The organism is Azospirillum doebereinerae, assembly GCF_003989665.1.
Lineage (GTDB): Bacteria > Pseudomonadota > Alphaproteobacteria > Azospirillales > Azospirillaceae > Azospirillum > Azospirillum doebereinerae.
On record NZ_RZIJ01000015.1, the window covers coordinates 90,966 to 109,948 of the forward strand.

At 68.3% G+C, this 18,983-nt stretch carries 10 protein-coding genes and 2 pseudogenes; 9 read left to right on the top strand and 3 right to left on the bottom strand.

What is annotated here, in order from left to right; translation table 11 throughout:
- Positions 1–6 precede the first annotated feature (6 nt).
- From EJ913_RS18520 to EJ913_RS18535, 3 genes and pseudogenes are all read left to right on the top strand, one after another.
- On the top strand, positions 7–2,094 hold the full coding sequence (locus tag EJ913_RS18520) for a recombinase family protein (protein WP_127000565.1): 2,088 nt from the start codon (positions 7–9) through the stop codon (positions 2,092–2,094).
- Between the two features lie 284 nt (positions 2,095–2,378).
- Positions 2,379–3,971: pseudogene (gene tnpC / locus EJ913_RS18530) on the top strand (IS66 family transposase).
- The gene (locus EJ913_RS18535) at positions 3,968–4,543 is read left to right on the top strand and encodes a YecA/YgfB family protein (RefSeq protein WP_244939409.1); all 576 of its coding nucleotides are present in this window, start codon (positions 3,968–3,970) and stop codon (positions 4,541–4,543) included. The pseudogene tnpC (EJ913_RS18530) and the gene EJ913_RS18535 overlap by 4 nt, the downstream one beginning before the upstream one ends.
- A 114-nt stretch (positions 4,544–4,657) precedes the next feature.
- On the opposite strand, the gene tnpC (EJ913_RS18540) is transcribed toward EJ913_RS18535, so the two are convergent.
- Positions 4,658–6,199, bottom strand: coding sequence for an IS66 family transposase (gene tnpC, locus EJ913_RS18540; RefSeq protein WP_211098998.1), 1,542 nt, complete (start codon positions 6,197–6,199; stop codon positions 4,658–4,660).
- Between the two features lie 189 nt (positions 6,200–6,388).
- On the opposite strand from tnpC (EJ913_RS18540), the gene EJ913_RS18545 reads away from it, so the two are divergent.
- The 5 genes and pseudogenes from EJ913_RS18545 (at position 6,389) to EJ913_RS18560 (ending at position 14,367) form a co-directional block, all read left to right on the top strand.
- Positions 6,389–7,612 (top strand): hypothetical protein, encoded by a 1,224-nt coding sequence (locus EJ913_RS18545; RefSeq protein ID WP_127000569.1) that lies wholly within the window; start codon positions 6,389–6,391, stop codon positions 7,610–7,612.
- On the top strand, positions 7,609–9,549 hold the full coding sequence (locus EJ913_RS18550; RefSeq protein ID WP_127000571.1) for a phospholipase D-like domain-containing protein: 1,941 nt from the start codon (positions 7,609–7,611) through the stop codon (positions 9,547–9,549). The genes EJ913_RS18545 and EJ913_RS18550 overlap by 4 nt, the downstream gene beginning before the upstream one ends.
- 5 nt (positions 9,550–9,554) lie before the next feature.
- Positions 9,555–12,806: a helicase-related protein gene (locus tag EJ913_RS18555; RefSeq protein ID WP_127000573.1), complete on the top strand. Its 3,252-nt coding sequence runs from the start codon at positions 9,555–9,557 to the stop codon at positions 12,804–12,806.
- A gap of 229 nt (positions 12,807–13,035) precedes the next feature.
- Positions 13,036–13,122, top strand: a complete 87-nt coding sequence (locus tag EJ913_RS33265; protein ID WP_404324539.1) for a DUF6538 domain-containing protein — start codon at positions 13,036–13,038, stop codon at positions 13,120–13,122.
- A gap of 59 nt (positions 13,123–13,181) precedes the next feature.
- Positions 13,182–14,367: pseudogene (locus EJ913_RS18560) on the top strand (IS3 family transposase).
- Positions 14,368–14,442: 75 nt separating this feature from the next.
- Here EJ913_RS18560 and clpB read toward each other — a convergent pair.
- Positions 14,443–17,112, bottom strand: coding sequence for an ATP-dependent chaperone ClpB (gene clpB, locus EJ913_RS18565; RefSeq protein ID WP_127000575.1), 2,670 nt, complete (start codon positions 17,110–17,112; stop codon positions 14,443–14,445).
- A 222-nt stretch (positions 17,113–17,334) separates the two neighbouring features.
- Between clpB and EJ913_RS18570 the strand changes: the two genes are divergently transcribed.
- Positions 17,335–18,267 carry a LysR family transcriptional regulator gene (locus EJ913_RS18570; RefSeq protein WP_127000577.1) on the top strand — a complete coding sequence of 311 codons (933 nt, stop codon included), beginning with the start codon at positions 17,335–17,337 and terminating at the stop codon, positions 18,265–18,267.
- A gap of 71 nt (positions 18,268–18,338) precedes the next feature.
- Here EJ913_RS18570 and EJ913_RS18575 read toward each other — a convergent pair whose 3' ends face one another.
- A complete protein-coding gene (locus tag EJ913_RS18575; protein ID WP_127000579.1) occupies positions 18,339–18,938 on the bottom strand; it encodes a cysteine hydrolase family protein in 600 nt (199 codons plus the stop codon).
- Positions 18,939–18,983 lie beyond the last annotated feature (45 nt).

Here is an 18,983-nt window from a genome sequence, read left to right on the forward strand (position 1 = left end):
GCGGTGATGAATTCCAAGATCACGCCTGACCATCTCGGCCGCGGCGCCATCGTGTACGTGCGCCAGTCCACCATGAGCCAAGTGGTCGGCAACACGGAAAGCCAGAAGCGCCAATACGCCCTGGTGGAGCAAGCCCGAGCCGCCGGCTTCGTGTCCGTCACCGTGATCGACGACGACCTGGGGCGGTCCGGCTCGGGCCTCGTCGAGCGGCCTGGCTTCCAGCGGCTGGTGGCGGCCGTCTGCTCCGGCTCGGTCGGGGCGGTGTTATGCCTCGAAGCCTCCCGTCTGGCCCGCAATGGCCGCGATTGGCACCACTTGGTCGACCTCTGCGCCCTCGCTGGGACGTTGGTCATCGATCCGGACGGCGTTTACGATGCGCGCCTGGTCAACGATCGCCTCCTGCTTGGGCTGAAGGGCACCATGTCCGAGTATGAACTCAGTTTGCTGCGCCAGCGTGGTCTCGAGGCTCGGGACAGCAAGGCCCGTCGGGGCGAGTTGCGCTTCACCCTGCCGCCCGGCTACTGCTGGACGGAGGCAGGACGGATCGAGATCGATCCGGACGAACGGGTCTCCGGCGCCATCCGCATGGTGCTCGGCAAGTTTCGCGAACTGGGCAGTGCCCGCCAAGTCTTCCTCTGGAGCCGCCAAGAGCAGCTCATGCTGCCCGTCGTGCAACGCAACCTGAGCACGTGCAAGATCCTTTGGCGGGCGCCGGCTTATCACTCGGTGATGCAAATTCTGCGGAACCCGATCTATGCCGGGGCCTACGCGTTCGGTCGCACGGGCAACCGCACCACGGCCGTCGACGGGCGCGCGCGCAAGACCAGCGGTCATCACCGCGCCATGACGGACTGGGGTGCGCTGCTGCACGACCACCATGACGGCTACATCACTTGGCGCGAGTTCGAGGACAACCAGCGCCTGCTCCAGGAGAATGCCCACATGCAGAAGCGGGCTTCCCGGAAAGCCGCCCGGGGCGGGCGGGCTCTGACCGGCCTTGTCCGTTGCGGCCATTGCGGGCGGATGATGCGGGTGTTCTACGGCATGCGATCCGGCCACGCCCACCGTTACCAGTGCCGGGGCGACGACGCGCACGTCGGGGCCGGCTTGTGCATCGGCATTGGCGGCGTGCGGATCGACCGCGCCGTGGTAGCCCAGATGCTGGAGGCGGTGTCGGGCCGGGCGGTGGAGGCGGCCCTGCTCGCCGCCGACCAGATGGCCAAAGCCGATGACGATGTCCGGCAGGCGCTGGAGCGCGACCTCGAGGGCGCGCGCTATGACGCGTCGCTGGCGGCCCGGCGCTACGACCTGGTGGATCCGGCCAAGCGCCATGTCGTGCGCGAACTGGAGGCGCGCTGGAACACGGCGCTGGAACGGGTCGCCCAGATCGAGCGGCGCCTCGCCGACCTGAACGCGCAAGCGGCGGCACGCCCCAGGATCGACCGCGAGGCCTTGATGAGGCTGGCCCACGACCTGCCGACGGCGTGGAATGCGCCGACGACGGATGCCCGCACGCGGCAGCGCCTGACGCATATTCTCGTACATGAGGTGGTGATCGACCTCGATGATGCGGCCAACGAGGCGGTCGTCCTCATCCACTGGGTGGGAGGCTGTCACACGGAGGTGCGGGTTCCCAGGGTGAAGACCGGGCGCTACCCCGCCGAGCGGCGGCCCAGCCCCGTGGAGGTGATGCGCAAGCTTGGCGGTCAATGGCCGGACCGGGAACTTGCCGTGACGATGAATCGGATGCGCTGCAAGACGGAGGACGGGGAGACGTGGACGACGGTGAAGGTGTGCGCCCTGCGCGAACGGCTCGGCATCGCGCCGTTCGATCCTGCGGATCACCCGATACCGACGATCGGCGCCGATGAAGCGGCAAGCCGGTTGGGGATCTGCGTGGGCTCCGTGCAGCGGCTCATCCGCCAGGGCATTCTACCGGCGACCCAGTTGATGCCCTCGGCCCCTTGGAAGATACCGGTCGACGCGCTGAGCACTGAGGCCGTGCAGACAGGCGTGCGGGAAATTCAGAAGCGCCGGCCAAGGAATTTCGTGTCTTATCAACGAGATGACATCATGAGCTTGCCCGGAATTTGAAGGGAAGGATGCACTATGTCACGTGATCGAAGGATCGGCTCAAGCTCCTGGTCTGGGACGGCACCGGGGTGATCCTCGCAACGAAGTGGCTGGAGGACGGAGGATTTTCCTGGCCGCCGATCCGGGACGGCGCGGTTCGTCTGAGCGCGGTTCAGTTTGCGCTGCTGCTCGATGGATTGGAGTGGCGCACGGCCTCGCCGCCGGCGATCAAAACGCCCCGTTGGATGGGGTAAAAACGTTGAAACGCCTGGGTTCTGACGCATCTCTGCGGTATACTCCAGGGCATGGTCCAGCCTCCCGACCCGCTCCCCACAGACCCCGCCGAACTGGCCCGGATCATCGGCGATCTGGTGGCCAGGAACGCGGCGTTGCAGGCGCGGGTGGCGACGCTGACGGCGCTGATCTTCGGGGCGAAGTCGGAGAAGACGTCGGTGATCGACCCCGAACAGGGCGTCCTCGACCTCGGCGACCTTGCTGGTGAAGCGGCTCCGGCCGCCAACGACAACGCCGATCGGACTGCCGGTAGACCCAAACGGCCTGCGCGCCGTCCAGCGAACCGTAACGTCGGGGCGCTGCCCCGGCATCTGCCGCGCCTGGAGACGACCATCGAGCCGGAAAGCACCGCGTGCCTGTGCTGCGCCGGGGCGATGCACCGGATCGGTGAGGACGTCGCCGAAGCGCTGGATGTGATCCCGGCCATCGTGCGCGTGCTGCGCACCATCCGGCCGAAGTACGCCTGCCGGGGCTGCGCCGGCGCCCTGGTCCAGGCCGCCGCCAAGCCGCGTGGTGGACGGCGGCATGGCCACCACCGCGCTGGTCGCCCACGTCGTGGTGGCGAAGTTCGCCTGGCATCTGCCGCTGTACCGGCAGGCCCAGATGTTCGCCGGCCAAGGCATCGTGCTGGACCGGAGCACGCTTGTGTTCTGGGTTCGCCGAGCGGCGTGGTAGCTTCGCTGGCCCTGACGGGCTGGTTGAGGCCGCTGTATGATCGGTTGCTGCTCTACATCCGCTCCCAGCAGCGGGTGTACTGCGACGAGACGCCGTTGCCCCGGCTCGATCCGGGACGCGGGCGGACCAAGCTCTGCCAACTGTGGGCCCAGGCGGTGGACGACCGTCCCTGGCAAGGACCGGCCATGCCGGCGGTCGGTTACGTGTTTGCCGAGGGGCGGGATACGGCGGCGGTTCAAGAACAACTGGCGGGCTTCGACGGCATCCTCCAGGTGGACGGCTACGCCGCCTACAAGGCGCTGGTCCGCCGCCGCAAACACGCGCGGATCCGCCTCGTTTTCTGCTTGGCGCACGCGCGTCGCAAGTTCGTGGCGGTGTTCAAGACGACCCAGTCCGAGGTGGCGCGCGATGTGATCGCGCGCATCGGCACGGTGTACGCCATCGAGGAGCGCATCCGCGGCACCACAGCGGACACCCGCCTGCGGGTCCGGCAGGCCCAAGCCCGGCCGATCATGGCGGCGCTGAAGGCCCGCCTGATGGAGGTGCGGGCGGAGATTTCCGGCCAGTCGAGCCTGGCCAAGGCGATCGCCTACACGTTGGGCCACTGGGACGGGCTGATCGCCTTCCTCGACGATGGCCGCATCGACGTCGATACCAACGCGGTGGAGCGAAGCATGCGCCCGATCGGTTTGGGCCGTAAGAATTCGCTGTTCGCCGGCTCGGCAGCGGGTGGCCGGGACTGGGCGATCCTCGCCTCGCTGCTCAACTCGGCCAATCTGAACGACATCGACCCGTTCTCCTACATGGCCGACGTGCTGGAGCGCATCGTGTCGGGAGCGGTGAAAGTGAACGACCTCGACCGCCTGCTGCCCTGGGCGTGGAGGGCGGAACGGGACGCCGAGCCTACGGCCGAGGCACGGGCGGCATGATGGCCAAGCCCGCCGCAAACGCCGCCACGACGGTGCCCAAACCGATGCTGGATGCCGCCGAACTCGAAGCCTATCTGCGGGCACGCGGCCGGGCGGCGCCGGTGTCGCGCCTCGACGGGCTCGACGGCTACCTGACCGCCGTGCTGATCGGGCCGAAGTTCATCGATCCCCAGGTCTGGCTCGGCCACCTCCTGGGCGAGCGCGCCTTGCTCGCCGCGCAGGAGAGCCGGGAGCACCTGGCCATTCAGGCCGTGGCGCACCACCACAACCGCCTGTCGGAGGCGATGGCGCAATTTCCGTACCTGTATCGGCCGCAGTTGCCAGCACACCACGCTGGGGGCTTGGACCCGATCTTCTGGTCCTTCGGCTTCCTCATGGCAACCCGGCTGGCACCGCGCGCCTGGAAGAGCATGACCAACCCGGACAAGCCTGAGCACGCCACGTTCCAGGCCTTGCACCCTCTTCTGATCGGCACAACGCCCATCATCGAGGCCGACGTGCCAGCCATGGCCAAGGGCATCATCGACCTTCGCGAACACTTCAAGGTCCGTCGCAACAGATCCATGCGGTGATCCTGGGGAATCGGGGAAGGGTGCGCTCGCACCGCTTACGGTCAAACTGGGCGCGGACACACATCGTGTCTTCGTCGGCGAACGCATTTCACCAGCGCTTGGGAAAAGAGCCATCTACCCTACCACTTTACTGGCGGGCAGCGCCGAGCAGCACGCCAGATGCAAATCGCAGATAACCCAGATTATTAAAATTAGAGTAACTGCCCAGGTACCGGCTTTGTGGTTCAGGCGGTACGGAGTCTCGGGAGGAGTGCGTCGGGATTTTGGGTCAGGGTGTGAAGGATGTTCCAGCCCTGCTTTCTGGCGGTGGCGATGAGGGAGCGGATGACGGCGAAATCGGCCGCCCCCTCCTGGGAACGGAAGCCGCCGGAGATTTTCTGTCGGACCTTCATCATGCGACCGTCGCGCTCGGCCTCGTTGTTGGTGAAGGGGACGGCGGGATCGGTCAGGAAGCGCAGCACGTCGTCCTTGCGGGTGGTCAGTCGCAGCAGCAGGTTGTGGCCGGTGCGGCGCGGCGGCCGGCCACGGCGCTTGGCACCCGTCGTGGGGGTGGCGGCCAGCGGCGGCGATGGCGTCGTAGCGCCGGCGAAAAAGATCGACAAGGGCGGGCTTCAGCGGCCGTTCGCGCTGGCGGGCAAGGTTGGCGGCCTGGCAGGCCCGGCGCAGGTGCCGTTGCATCCGGCGCGCCCAGTCCTCCCTCTCGATCTCGACCAGGGCCTGGAGTTCGCGCAAATGATGGGCGTTGCACAGGGCATGCAGAACGCCGTCCATGGTGTAGTAGGGCTTCCAGTGATCGTGGACCACGGTGCCGGCGACAGCGTCGAGCAGGCTGCCGCGCTTGGGCGAGACCCGGTAGAACACCAGCCACAGGGTGCAGGCGACGTGCAGCCACTGGGTCTTGCCGCCGATCCGGAAACCGGTTTCGTCCATGTGCTTGACCGCCGCCGTCTTCACCCGCGCGCCCAGCGCGCCGGCAAAGTCCTGGAAGCGCGCGGCGCAGCGCCGGCTCATCCCGGCGATGGTGGCGGCCACCAGCTTGACGCCGAACAGGTCGGCCATCGCCTCGGCCAGCCGGTCCTCGGGCAGTAACTGATAGTGCAGCAGGTAGACCACCATCGCGGCGATCCGGGGGCCATACTGCACCGGCGCCGTGACATCGGCGGGAAAGGCCGCCCGCACCCGCTCGCCACAGCGGCCGCAGCGGCAGGTATGCGTCCGGTGTTCGGTGACCAGCAACGGCCGTGGCTCGGGCAGATCGAACACTTGGCGTGCGCCGTAGCCGATGGACGTCGTCGGTGCCAGCGCCGAACCGCAGGCCGGACAGGCGCCGGGATAGTGCTCGACAATGGTGTCCGGTTCGGCCACCGGCCGCAGGGTCTCTCCTTTGTGGCCCTTCTGCCCGCCGGACGGCTTACCCGACGCCGCGCGCAGGCTCCGCGTCCGCAGGGCGCGCTTGGGCTTGCCCAACCCATCGCTGGACGGCGGCTTGCCACTGTTGGAGCTGTTCAGCCCCAACCGGCGCTCCAGTTCGGCAACCCGCGCCAGCAGCGCCACGTTTTCGGCGCGAAGACGCTCCATTTCCGCCGCGACCGCCGCTTGGCCGGCAGCCGTCTCGGTCGCAGCGTCGGAAAGGGGAGCGTGCTGGGTCGGAGTCATGGACTCTTTGACTCATGCCGCGATTCCCCAGTCAACCGCTTTCTTGTCCAGGGTACCTGGGCAGTTACAAATTAGAATTCTAAGTGCGGAAATCGATTTTTTCGGGCATTCTCAAAAATGCCATGTAATCTGCAGCGAACGTGGATATCGTACTATAGTATGCAGAGTTTAATTTCTTGTGGCTTCGCGTTGACCGCGCGCGATACCGATCTGGTCGGAAGCCGTCGACTCGCCGATCCGCTTGGCCTGCTGCCGATCTGGTCGCGGGTGGCCCGTGGGCTTGTTCCCCACCTGACGGCCCAGACGACGCAAGCCGCCGGCTTCGAGTTGCTGCTTGCGCTGCTTAATGCCTACGAACAGCCAGAGTTGGAGGAGGTCCGGGGTCATTTGTCGCGGCGGGAGTTCTTCCTGATCGGTGAGCAGATCGCGGCGCACGCCGTCGCCGCCCGCGCCTACGATAAAGGCTGGCCGCTTCCGGGCCGGCGCGGCTTCGACCGATGCGCGGGGCTGGAGGACTACCGGCTTTCCCTGAGCCGCGCCGTGCTGCTCGACAATCAGGCGGCCGGCGGCTTATGGGGGTTGTACAGAGGCGCCGCCGGGCGGGCGAAGCTGCTCGACCCCGACCTTAAGGTGCTCGAGGACTCCGTATCCGCAGCGCTGGCCGCAAACGGCTCCCGCATCACCGGCGACGCCCTGCACGAGCTGGGGAGGCACGCCGTCACCATCGCCACGGCGCCGCAACGGACCGCACACCCGTTCAAGAAACGCACGTTGAAGGCGTCCCCGCTCGCCGGAACGCTGGTGGAACTGGTTCACGGCTTGCCCAACCGCGCGCTGCTGCGCCAGTACCTGTTCGAACGGGAACCGCTGCTGGACCGGGTGGCGGCACGGCTGGCGGAACTGCCGGCCGAGTTGGATTACGCCTCGTTCCTGTCCGACTGCCGTGGGCACTTCCCCGAAAGTGCGCAGGTGTTCGAGGACATTCTAAGGTGCGAGCGCTACATCGCCGCGCTCGACGTCGCCTTCGAGCGTCTCCTCGCGCAGGCGGGCCGGTCCGTGACGGACGCCGGCCGCGCGCTTGAGATCGATCTCGACGCGCTCGGCGCGGCGCGCGTCGGCTTTCGGCTGTTGGGCGATCACTTCCATGGCGGCGTCGCCCAACGTTTCGACATCCTGTGCGGGCTGGACCTGTCCGGCACGGCGGCGTTCGCCGACGCTCTGATGGACGCACACAGGAAGGTTGCAGACCAGCGCGGCAGCGCCCATTGGGTCGAGAGCGACGCAGGCCGGGTCCGTGCTCTCATCAACCTCGATGCGATGGCCGAACCCGATGAGAGACCGCAGAACCTGTTGTGGCGCAACGATTATTACCTCTCCGCAACGCGCAACGTGTACAACGAGGTGCGGGGATGAGTGTGCGCGTTCGCGAGGCCATTGCCCAGGCCGCCGCACGGTTCAGCGGTGGCGTCGAGGCCGCGCTGTTCACCACCTTCACCTTCGACCCGCGCTTCTTCGAGGCCAACGTGCTTCCGACGTTGTTCGGCGTCGAGGCGCGCGGCGCCGAGGCACGCCGGGCCGAAGTCAACGCGCGGCTCGCCGGAGTGTCCGTGGCCGTGTTCCACGACGCGGCCGCGCTGTCCGGCGGCGGTGCCAGCGACTATCGGTACCAGACCTGGGCGGTGCGCGTGCCGGGCGCCCACGAGGGAGCCCGCAAAGGCCCCTACTTCCACCCCAAGCTCATGCTACTTGCCGGCCGGTACGAGCATGAAGGGGAGACATACCCGGCGGTCTATCTGGCCTGTGGCTCGGCCAACCTGACTTTGTCGGGGTGGGGACACAATCTGGAGGTTCTCGGCGAGACCTGGATCGATGACGCCGACGCGCCCGCGCATGCCGAACTGGTGCGGTTCCTGACTTGGCTCCGCAAGCTGCCGCGCTCCCGACAAGCGGAGTGCCAAGCGATCAGGGACGTTCTGGAAATCCTCCGGGAGATGGGCTCTTATGGCGCTACGGACGGACCCGAACTGCACATCAACGGCATCGGCGGCGGGCAGCCGACCTTCGCCCAGCGGCTTCGCCTCGGACAGACGCAGCGGTGGGACTGCCTCACGGTCCTGTCGCCCTACTGGTCGGGTTCCAAAAAGCTGCCCAAGCTGCTCGAAGCTCTCAACGCCCGGGAGGTGAAGCTGGTGCCCGGAGCCAGCCGCGAAGGTGCGTTCGGCCTGGCGCCGGCGCACCTGGAAGCGCTGGATTCACAGGGCGTGTCCACCTGCGTGCTGGAGGACGGCGAGGCCAACCGCTTCACCCATGCCAAGCTCTACGCCCTCAGCAAGGAACGCGGAAACCACCTGCGCGTGGCGGTCGGCTCCTGCAACATGACGGAGGCCGCCCACAAGAAGACGGGCGGCAACGTCGAGGCGATGCTGATCCGCTCCCTCGACCTGAAAAAGGCCAGGAGATCGGCCCTACCCAAACTGCGCCCGCTGGACCTCCAAGGGAAAGCGTTCACCGATGAATCCGATGATCCTCCGGCGGGCTTGCCGTTCGATCTGACCGTCCTGTTCGACTGGAAGGACCGGTCCTACGCAGTGTGGTCCTCTGAACCGCCGACATACTGCACCGGCGTCGTTCTCAGGCTGCCGGCGGTCGGTGACGTGACGCTCGGCATGGCGTGCGAGAACCGGCGCATCGCCTGCCCACAGGGGCCGGGCAAGGCGCGCGGCTTCACGGTGACCTTTACCCGCAACGCCGAGCCGGTGTCCATCGCCGGCCTGTTCAGCGAAATCAACCTGGACCACTCCACGCGCGACTACACCCCGCGTCTCTCCGCCGGCGAAATCATCGACGAACTGCGGGAGCGGTCCTCCGGCCTCATCCGATGCCTTGAGCGGCACAGGCTGGTCGACGAGGACCCGGACGGCGCCGGGCCGGACACAGGCTTGGAAGAAACCGCGTTCAACCTGTACGACTTTTACGCCACCGTGCAGGGCGAACGCTGGAAGGCGCTCGGGCAAGCGTTGCCGCGGCGGGCCCCTCCGCACGAGAGGATGCGGCGCCTCGCCGATCTGGTTTCCGGGCCGTCGAGCCTGATGAAACTGGCCAGGGCGGTCGAGGAAGACCGCCTCTCCCCGGTCCATCGCTTCGCCGTGATTCTGGAGGTCCATCGCGTCCTCCACGCCAACCGACCGCTGCTGGACGATGCGCACCTCGGCGAGATCGTCATGCTGCTGACCCAATCCCGTGCCGCCGTGAGGGCGGAGATAGCAGATGGCTCGGGCGCCGACGCGCCCGGCACGCCCGATGAACTCCTCGACTGGTTCGAGGCCGAACTGGTCGCTTGTACGGTGTGACGCCCATGCCCCTCTTCGCACACACGATCCGCCCCGAGAACGTGGCGGAACTGATCGACTTCAGTGGCGGCGTCCCTGAACTCGAGGCGATCAAGGAATTGCAGAACGAGGGCGTGGCAGCGCTCTACAACATTCTCTGCACGCGGAGATTCGCCTACCTCGCCGACGAAGTCGGTATGGGGAAAACCTTCCAGGCGATCGGGTTGGCCGCCGTGCTGTGGCACATCGACCCGCGCGCCCGCGTCGTCTTTATCACACCGCGGCAGGTGCTCCAGCATCAGTGGGGGCGGGACTACTGCACCTTCTTCGAGCGCAACTACCGCCCCAACGGCTTGACGGCCGACGATCATGGCGTCAGCACGCTGCTTGGCACGCCCGCAGAGGCCCCAGTTTACGAGAACCTGCGGGACTTTGCCAGCGCTTTGGGCCAGGATGCCCCACGCTCGCTTATCCTGCGGCACACCTCCTTCTGCCGTCCGGTCTATCTGCAACAAAGCCGGGCGTTGGATGTCCGGGCCGCCTGGGAACAGACCCGCCGGGTGATGCACGGCTGCGGACTGCCGGAGCCGCAGCGGCCACAACCGCTTCCGTCGCCGCCGGAGGCGAGCGCGGTGTTCAACGACCTCTTCGCCGAGGGACTGAACCAGCGGCTGCGGGAGTGGGCCGGGGACCGGGGCATCGACCTGCTGATCGTCGATGAAGCGCAAGCCCTCCGCCACCACGGCAACCAAACCAACCGGAACTTCGCACGGGTGTTCGAGGGGGTGGTGAAGCACTGGCTGTTCCTCAGCGCCACGCCGCTGCACAACGGCCCGGACACCGTGAAGGCGGTCTGCGACTACGCCGACCCGCAAGCCATCCGCCAGGAGAACTGCGCCGCGGACCGCCTGGAGGCCCTCGCCGGGGCCATGCGGAGTTTTCTGGTCCGGCGGCCGCGGACCTATCGCTCTGCGGCCGGCGATATCCTGGCGAAGCGCGACTACCGCGATCACAGGCTCCAGCCGCACGAGGGCACGCAGGGCGTCCCAGGCTTGGCCATGGCGCTGGTACAGAAGCATCTGGCTCGCATCCTGAAATCCCAGGGCAACCGCTTCCAGGTGGGCTTCCTGACGTCCTTCGAGAGTCTGCGGCGCTCCACGCTTCACCTCGATCCCGAGGCTGAGGGCGCGTCCGTGCCCGCCGGGGCCGGCGACGACCACCTCAACCTCCAACTCCACGACAAGCAACGCGCCCAGCCCCAGCCGGACGCCGGCGCCATCGCTGGGATCGTGGAGCGGTTCTCGCAGCGGTTCCCGAACCACACGCTGCCGCATCCGAAGCTCGACGCGGTCGCGCGGGACCTCGCCGAGCGCGCGTTCGTGCGGGGCGAGAAGGTGTTGGTCTTCATGCGCCGCATCGCCGCGGTGGATGAGCTGTGCGAACGCCTGGAGCGCGCCTTCCACCAAAGCGTCGAACGGCGGATCCGCGACCATTGGAGAGACTCGGCCTTCGATTGGGCCAAAGGGCCGTCCTCGCGGCCTCCGGAGGATGAGGACGCCGGAACGGGCGCCGATGGAGACGGGAGCGGCGAGGGCGGCGACCGTATGGACGACCTGCCGGGCCGGGGAGCGGACCGGCTGTCCGAAGGCTTCCGCCGGGCGTTCCGGGAGGGGGGCTGGCTGCACCTGTACCGACGGCGCTTCGAGACGGACCGTTCCCTCGGCCTGTTCTTCGAGGAGAACTGGTTCCTCCTCCTGGCCCGCCTATACGAGCGCGACCCCGCCGCGTGGGCGGCGGCGGTGCCTCGAGCGCTCTGGGATGAGGCGGCGGGCCTTTCCCCGGCACGGCGGCGCGCCTTCATTCTGCACAGCATGTTGACCGGCAATGCCAAGGCGCTGGGTATCCCCTCCGGGGTGGCACAGGTCTGGGCGGAGGCACTGGCGCTTTACCATCCGTTGGAGAAGCGCCGGCACACGACCGTCGCAGGGCATGCGCAGCCCGAACCAGCCCTGCTGCTGGGCGAAGGGTTTTGGGACGTGCTGAGGCGCCGGAACCCCGCTTGGTGGTCGGGGCTGGAAGATGGACTGGGCAGTGCTGCGCCGGAGCAACTGCGGGAGTTGATCCATCGCCGGCAACTCGCCAAGAACTGGATCGGCCAGTCGATCCGCCTGAGCGACGCGCTCATTGATCTGCACTACATCGATGCCGGCCTGAACTGGGCTCGCACGGCGTCAACTCCGGTGGTCCACACCCGCGCGCTGGCCGAAGGGTTCGTCAACTGGCTGTCCTCTGCGGAACCGGCCGCCCTCATCCAGCGGCGCAGCTTCGCCGCGTGGGCGGGCGAGCGCGAACTCATTCTGCAGACTTGCTTCAGCGGATCCGGTCCGACCCTGGCGGACCTCGCTGCCGCCGGCAGCACCAGCCAGCTCAACAACCAAGTTCCGGTGATCGGCGTGATTGGAGGGTCCGACGTGAATGAGCGCGCGCTGGTGCAATTCAAGACCCCCGCCTATCCGCGCGTTCTGGTGTGCACCGACGTGCTGAAGGAGGGCGCCAATCTGCACACCTTCTGCGACCGGGTCATGCATTACGGCGTTGCTTGGACGGCCGGCGACCTGGAGCAGCGCATCGGCCGCGTGGACCGCTTCCGCTCATTGATCGAGCGCCGCCTGCGCCGGAGTGGCGGCAGGGAGCGGCCGAAGCTCGACATCGCCTATCCGTACCTGGATCGAACGCTGGAGCAGCGTCAGGTCTACCGGGTGCACGACAGCATGGAGACCGTCGAGAGTCTCCTGGACGGCCTGTCGGTCGGCGGCAAGGACGAGCGCTGGACCTTGTCCACCCTGCCCGATGCCGCGCTGGCTGCTCCTCTTCGGGCGCGCACGGCCGCTGGTGACTTTATCCCGGTTTGGGACGGCGTTTCCGGGCACCCCTTCGTACAAGTGACGGTGGATCCGGAACGGCAGCGCGACACCTTCCGCCGCTTCGCCGACTGGGTCTGCGAAGCCGCCGAGGACGCGGGCCTCACCGTTCACGGCGAGCCTTCCGACTTTCGCCGGCCGTTTCGCCTGACCGGCCCTGGTGGCCTCGACCTGACGTGCCGGTGGCTTTTCCGGCCCGACCGGGGCGGGCACGTGTTCGATATGGCGGGAACGCCGGCTGCCAGCTTGGAGGCTGTCGCCTGGGATCTGACCCTCCGTGGCGCCCCGGGGCATGGCGAGAGGGAATGGATTGCCGATTGCCTGCGTGTTGCCATCGATATTGGCCGCTGTGACTGAGCCTATTTCATACCGACTCAGTCGCCGCCTTGAATGTGCCATCCGACTGTGCCATCTCTGTGCCGTCGGTCGGTGTCGAAACCGTTGCGGGCCAAGGCTGGCAAGGGTTTCAGGAGATGTTAGTTGGGGGTCCTAGTCCCCCAACCAACTTCCTGATAAATCAGCATTTTTGGCAACGCGCGCCAGTCGGGGAGCCGTTTACTCCACCGGCCTACTCCACAGGGTTGGAATGTTGACACGACAGGGCGCCACCTATCATTTCCGCCGACGCGTTCCCGTTGCGATCCGCCCGCTCTTGCGCCAATCCGAGGTTTGATCTTGCCCCGGTTGTGTGGACACCACAGCTAAGCTCCGCGTGGAGCGGGAAGGTGTCTGATGACGAAGACGAGGCGGTCCTTCACGGACGAGTTCAAGCGTGAGGCCGTTGGGCTGCCGGAAGGGAGCGGCCGGCCGCTGGAGCATGTGGCGCGGGAATTGGGCCTCCAGGCCTCGGTGCTGCGGAACTGGCGACGGGTAGCCCAAGGCCACCCGCCGCGCTCACGGTCCGGAGCCCCTGCCGTATCCGGCACCGCCATGCCGGCGAAGCCGGACGAGCAGACGGCGGAGATCGCGCGGCTGCGACGCGAGCTGGAGCGCGCCCGGCAGGAACGCGACATTTTAAGAAAGGCCATCAGCATCCTCTCGGAAGCGCCGAGATGAGGTTTGGCTTCATCGAGGACACCGGGACGAGTTCCCGGCCCGGCTCATGTGCACGGTGCTCGGGGTGTCCGCCAGCGGTTACTACGCGTGGCGTGGGTGGCCGGAAAGCCAGCGGGCCGCCGCCAACCGACAGCTTCTGGCCGAGGTCCGACGCGTTCATGGTCGCCACCATGGCCGCTATGGTAGCCCGCGCGTGCATGTTGCCTTCTGCGCAGAGGGCATCACCGCCAGCCGGGGCCGGGTGGTGCGTCTGATATGCGCCGGCACGGTATCCGGGACGCAACTGCACGCCGGTTCCGGCCCGTCACGACCGACAGCCGCCATGGCCTGCCGGTCGCTCCCGATCTGCTGGGCCAAGCCCTTCCAGGTGGCCGAGCCCAACCGGGTCCGGCTGGCCGACATCACCTACCTGCCCACCGCTGCAAGGCTGGCTGTATCTGTCGGCTATCCTGGACTTGGCGACCCGGAAGATTGTTGGATGTGCGATGCGCGACCATATGCGCATCGAACTCGCCACTTCGGCCCTGGTCATGGCCATCCAGCGCCAAAGGCCAGCTGTGGGCCTCATCCCCAGCATTCCGATCGCGGAAGTCAGTATGCCTCCCGGGATTACCGCGACCTGTTGCAGGCGGCCGGGATGCGGCAGTCCATGTCGCGTAAGGGCTGCTGCTACGACAATCCTCCCGTGGAAAGCGCCTTCCACACCCTCAAGGTCGAGTTGGTCCACCGCACTCGGTTCGAAACCCGCGACTAGGCCCGCCGGGAGGTGTTCGCCTACATCGAAACCTACTACAATCGCCAACGCGCCCATTCGGCCATCGGATACATCACCCCCGAACAGGCCGAGCTAAGATCTGCGTGAACCCGTGTCCACCCAACCGGGGTAAGATCAACTGCCCGGTGCCGCGCAACGGCGATGCCCGCACAAGCCGGAGCCTCAATGCACCGAGGCGGGTTCCCCCGCCCGCGCCGACGGCAGGGCGAAGCCCAGCGGCGGGCGCTCCGGGGCCTTGAAGCCGTGCGGGCGGTCCTCCTCGACTGGCTCGCCGTCGAGCGTCAGGCGGCCGTCCGTCACCGACAGGCTCAGCGTGGTCCGCAGCGGCACCTCCTCGTCGAGCAGGCGCTCGGCGATGGGATCCTCCACCAGACCCTGGACGGCGCGCTTCAACGGGCGGGCGCCGAAGGCCGGATCCCAGCCCAGATCGCCCAGCCGCCGCTTGGCCGCCTCGTCCGCCACCAGCGTCAGACCGCGCTCGGCCAGCCGCTCGTTGACGCGGGCGAGCTGGATGTCGACGATCCGCGCCATCTGGTCGCGCCCCAGCCGGCGGAAGATCAGCACGTCGTCGAGCCGGTTCAGGAACTCCGGCCGAAACGCCTTGCGCACGGCGTCCATCACCTCGACCGTCGCCCCCCGCACGTCCTCGTCGTCGCCCAGCGCGCTGAGCGCGTCGGCCCCGAGGTTGGAGGTCATGATGAGAATCGCATGGCGGAAATCGGCCGTCCGCCCCTGCCCGTCGGTCAACCGCCCGTCGTCAAGCGCCTGGAGCAGCACGTTCAGCACGTCGGGGTGGGCCTTCTCCACCTCGTCCAGCAACACGACCTGATAGGGCCGCCGCCGGATGCGGTCGGCCAGCGAGCCGCCGTCGTCGTAGCCGACATAGCCCGGCGGCGAGCCGATCATCCGGCTGACCGCGTGCTTCTCCATGTACTCCGACATGTCGAGCCGGGTGATCGCCGTCTCGTCGTCGAACAGGAACTTGGCCAGCGCCTTCGCCAACTCGGTCTTGCCGACGCCGGTCGGTCCGAGGAACAGGAAGGAGCCGGTCGGCCGGGTCGGATCCTTCAACCCGGCCCGCGCGCGCCGCACCGCCTTGGACACCGCGCGCACGGCGTCGGCCTGACCGACGACACGCTCGGCCAGCTTGTCCTCCATGCCCTTCAGACGCTGGCGTTCGCCCTCCAGCATGCGGTCCACCGGGATGCCGGTCCAGCGGGTGACGACGGCGCCGATGTCCTTGGCCGTGACCTCCTCGCGCTCCGTGCTGGCGCGCGATTCGGCGTCGGCGAGGCGCTTTTCCAAGTCCGGCACGACGCCATAGGCCAGCTCGCCGGCCTTGGCCCAGTCGCCGTCGCGCTGGGCGCGCTCCAGCTTGGTGCGGGCCTGATCGAGTTCCTCCTTCAGGCGGCGGCCCTCGGTGCGCCGCGACTGCGAGGCGCGCCAATCCTCCTCCATCGAGGTCTGGCGGGCTTCCGCCTCGGCCAGCTCATGGCCGAGCGTGTGCAGGCGCTCTTGCGAGGCCGCGTCGGATTCGCCCTTCAGCGCCTCGCGCTCGATCTTGAGCTGGGCGACGCGACGGTCGACGGCGTCGAGCGCTTCCGGCTTGCTGTCGATGGCCATGCGCAGGCGGCTCGCCGCCTCGTCCACGAGATCGATGGCCTTGTCGGGCAGGCGGCGGTCGGCGATGTAGCGCGCCGACAGCGTCACCGCCGCGACCACCGCCGCGTCGGCGATGCGCACGCCGTGATGCACCTCGTACTTGCCCTTGATGCCGCGCAGGATCGACACGGCGTCGTCGCTCGACGGCTCGTCCACCGTCACCGGCTGGAAGCGGCGGGCGAGCGCCGCGTCCTTCTCGATGTAGCGGCGGTACTCGTCGGGCGTGGTGGCGCCGACGCAACGCAGCTCGCCACGCGCCAGCGCGGGCTTGAGCATGTTGGCGGCGTCCATCGCGCCATCGGTGCGGCCGGCGCCAATCAGCGTGTGCAGCTCGTCGATGAACAGGATGATGCGGCCGGCGGCCTGTTGGACCTCGGCCAGAACGGCTTTCAGCCGTTCCTCGAACTCGCCCCGGAACTTGGCCCCGGCGAGCAGCGCGGTGAGGTCGAGCGCCAGGACGCGGCGGTCCTTCAGCCCTTCCGGCACGTCGCCCGAGGCCAGACGCTGGGCCAGCCCCTCGACCACGGCGGTCTTGCCGACGCCGGGCTCGCCGATCAGGACCGGGTTGTTCTTGGTGCGCCGCGCCAGCACCTGAATGGTGCGGCGGATCTCGTCGTCGCGGCCGATGACCGGGTCGAGGCGGCCCTGGCGGGCCTCCTCGGTCAGGTCGCGGGCGTAGCGGGCCAGCGCCTCGCCGCCGACCGTTTCGGTCTCCTCGGCGGCGGGGTGGCCCTTGCGCTGGGCGTCGGCGGCGTCGGCGAGCGCGGAGGCGTCGACCCCGGCGCGGCGGAACAGGGCGCGCATCGGGCCGCTCTGGCGGGCGAGGCTTTCCAGCAGACGTTCGGCGCTGACGAAGCGGTCGCCGCCGCCGCGCGCGGACTCCACGGCCCCCTGCAGCACGGCCGCCAGGGCTGGCGACATGTAGATCGGGTGCGGCCCCTCGCCGGCCTGGACGGCGGCGTTGGCGAGCTGCTCCTCGGCGGCGCTCTTCAACAGGTCGGGGTCGCCGCCGGTGTCGCGGACCAGCTGCGCGGCGACGCCGTTCGCGTCGTCGATCAGGGCCTTCAACAGGTGTTCGGGCAAAAGCTGCTGGTGCCGCCCGGCAAGGGCGGCGATCTGCGCGGCCTGAATCGCGTTGCGCGCACGATCGGTGAATTGACCGAAGTCCATTCGGCACTCCGTTTTTCCAGTGTCCCGCCCTGTTGCCCAAGCGCGGGGAGCGCCCTTGCCGGCCCGCGGAATGCGCGGCCGTCCGGCGCTACGATTAAGCAGATGGTTAAAGTCCTTGCCCCGATCAAGAGGGGTGGGCGGACCGACAAACGCCATGTTGACAGGCTATCGCCGCCGCGATCTTCATAGCGCCGTGCTATCGGCGAACAGGGGAACGGCGCCATGGATCTGCGGCAGCTGCGCTATTTCCTGGGCATCGTCGAACATGGCTCGATCTCCCGCGCGGCCGAGGCGCTGCGAGTGGCGCAGCCGGCGCTGAGCCTGCACCTGAAGCGGCTGGAGGAGGATTTCGGCTGCCAGCTCGTCCTGCGCACGGCGCGCGGCGTGGTGCCGACGGAGAGCGGACGGCGGCTGGCGCAACGCGCCATCGGGCTGGTGGAATCGATGGACAGCCTGCGCGACGACGTGCGCGCGGTGGAATCGGCGCCCTCGGGTCCGGCCACGGTGGGCATCCCCACCTCGCTGGGGCCGGTCTTGACGGTGCCGCTGGCGCTGGCGGTACGGCGCGCCCACCCGCAGATCCGCCTGCGCGTGGTCGAGGGGTTGTCCGGCCACATGCTGGAATGGGTGCTGTCGGGGCAGCTGGATCTGGCGCTGGTCTTCGGGGCGAAGGACATGGCCGGGTTGACCGCCGAGTTCGTGGCGCGCGAGAAGCTGCATCTGGTCGGCCCGGCCGACGACCCGCTGCTGGCCGGGCGCGTGGCCATTCCCTTCGACGAGGCGCTGGCCCTGCCGCTGATCCTGCCCGGCCGCCCGCACGGCGTGCGCGAGGAGGTGGAACACGCGGCGCTGCTGGCCCGCGGGCAGGTCAACGTGGTCATGGAGATCGACGCGCTGGAGCAGATCAAGGCGCTGGTCGCCGAGGGCTGCGGTTACACCGTGCTGTCGGAACGGGTGGCGCGTTACGGCCCTTCGGCCGGGCGGCTGGCCGGGTTGCCCATCGCCGACCCGCGGATCGACCGGACCATCCTGCTGGCCCACGCCGCCGGGCGCCCCATGCCGGTGGCCGCCCGCGCCGCCCATGCCATCCTGCGCGACCTGCTGGCCGGGCTGACGCTGGACGGGGAGTGGCGCGTCCACTTGCCCCCGCTCTGACCTCTTCTCCGCTGGGCAAAGGGAAGAAAGCCGTTGGCCAGCGCGCCGCACAGAGGAGGATGAGGCTTTCTTCAGGCCCAGGCCCGGCTGTCCCTCACCACCACCGCGAAGCGGTCGGCCAGCGAGGCGAGGTTGGCGCGATGCACCGCGTCGGCCGGGATGGTGCCGCCCTGCGGATCGGGCAGGTCGCGGGTGGCGCTGGCCGCGTCCACCACCGTGGTTCGCCAGCCGAGGTCGAGCGCGGCGCGCACGGTGCTGCTGACGCACATGTGGGTCTGGAAGCCGGCGACGATCAGTTCCGTCCGGCCGGTGGCGCGGATCCGTGCGTCGAGATCGGTGCCGGCGAAGGCGTTGGGCAGGCGCTTCACGACCACCTCTTCCCCATCGAACGGCGTCAGCGGCGCGACGATGCCGGACAGCGGTCCGTCCGGATCGAACAGCGCGCCGCCGGATTTGCCGTGATGGACGATGTGGAACACCGGAACCCCGGCCTTGCGCGCCAGGGCCAGCAGCCGCCCGGCCTCGGCCACGGCGGCGTCGATGCCGGACAACGGCAGCGCGCCCTCGGTGTATTCCCGCTGCGCGTCGATCAGAATCAGGGCGGACGCGTCGAGCGGGCTGGGCGTCGAGGGGGCGCCGGCCAGGGCCAGCAGGGTTTTCGGCTCGGTCATGCGAAGCTCCGGAAAACGGGGTGGGACCGTCGGTTGCGCTGTTCT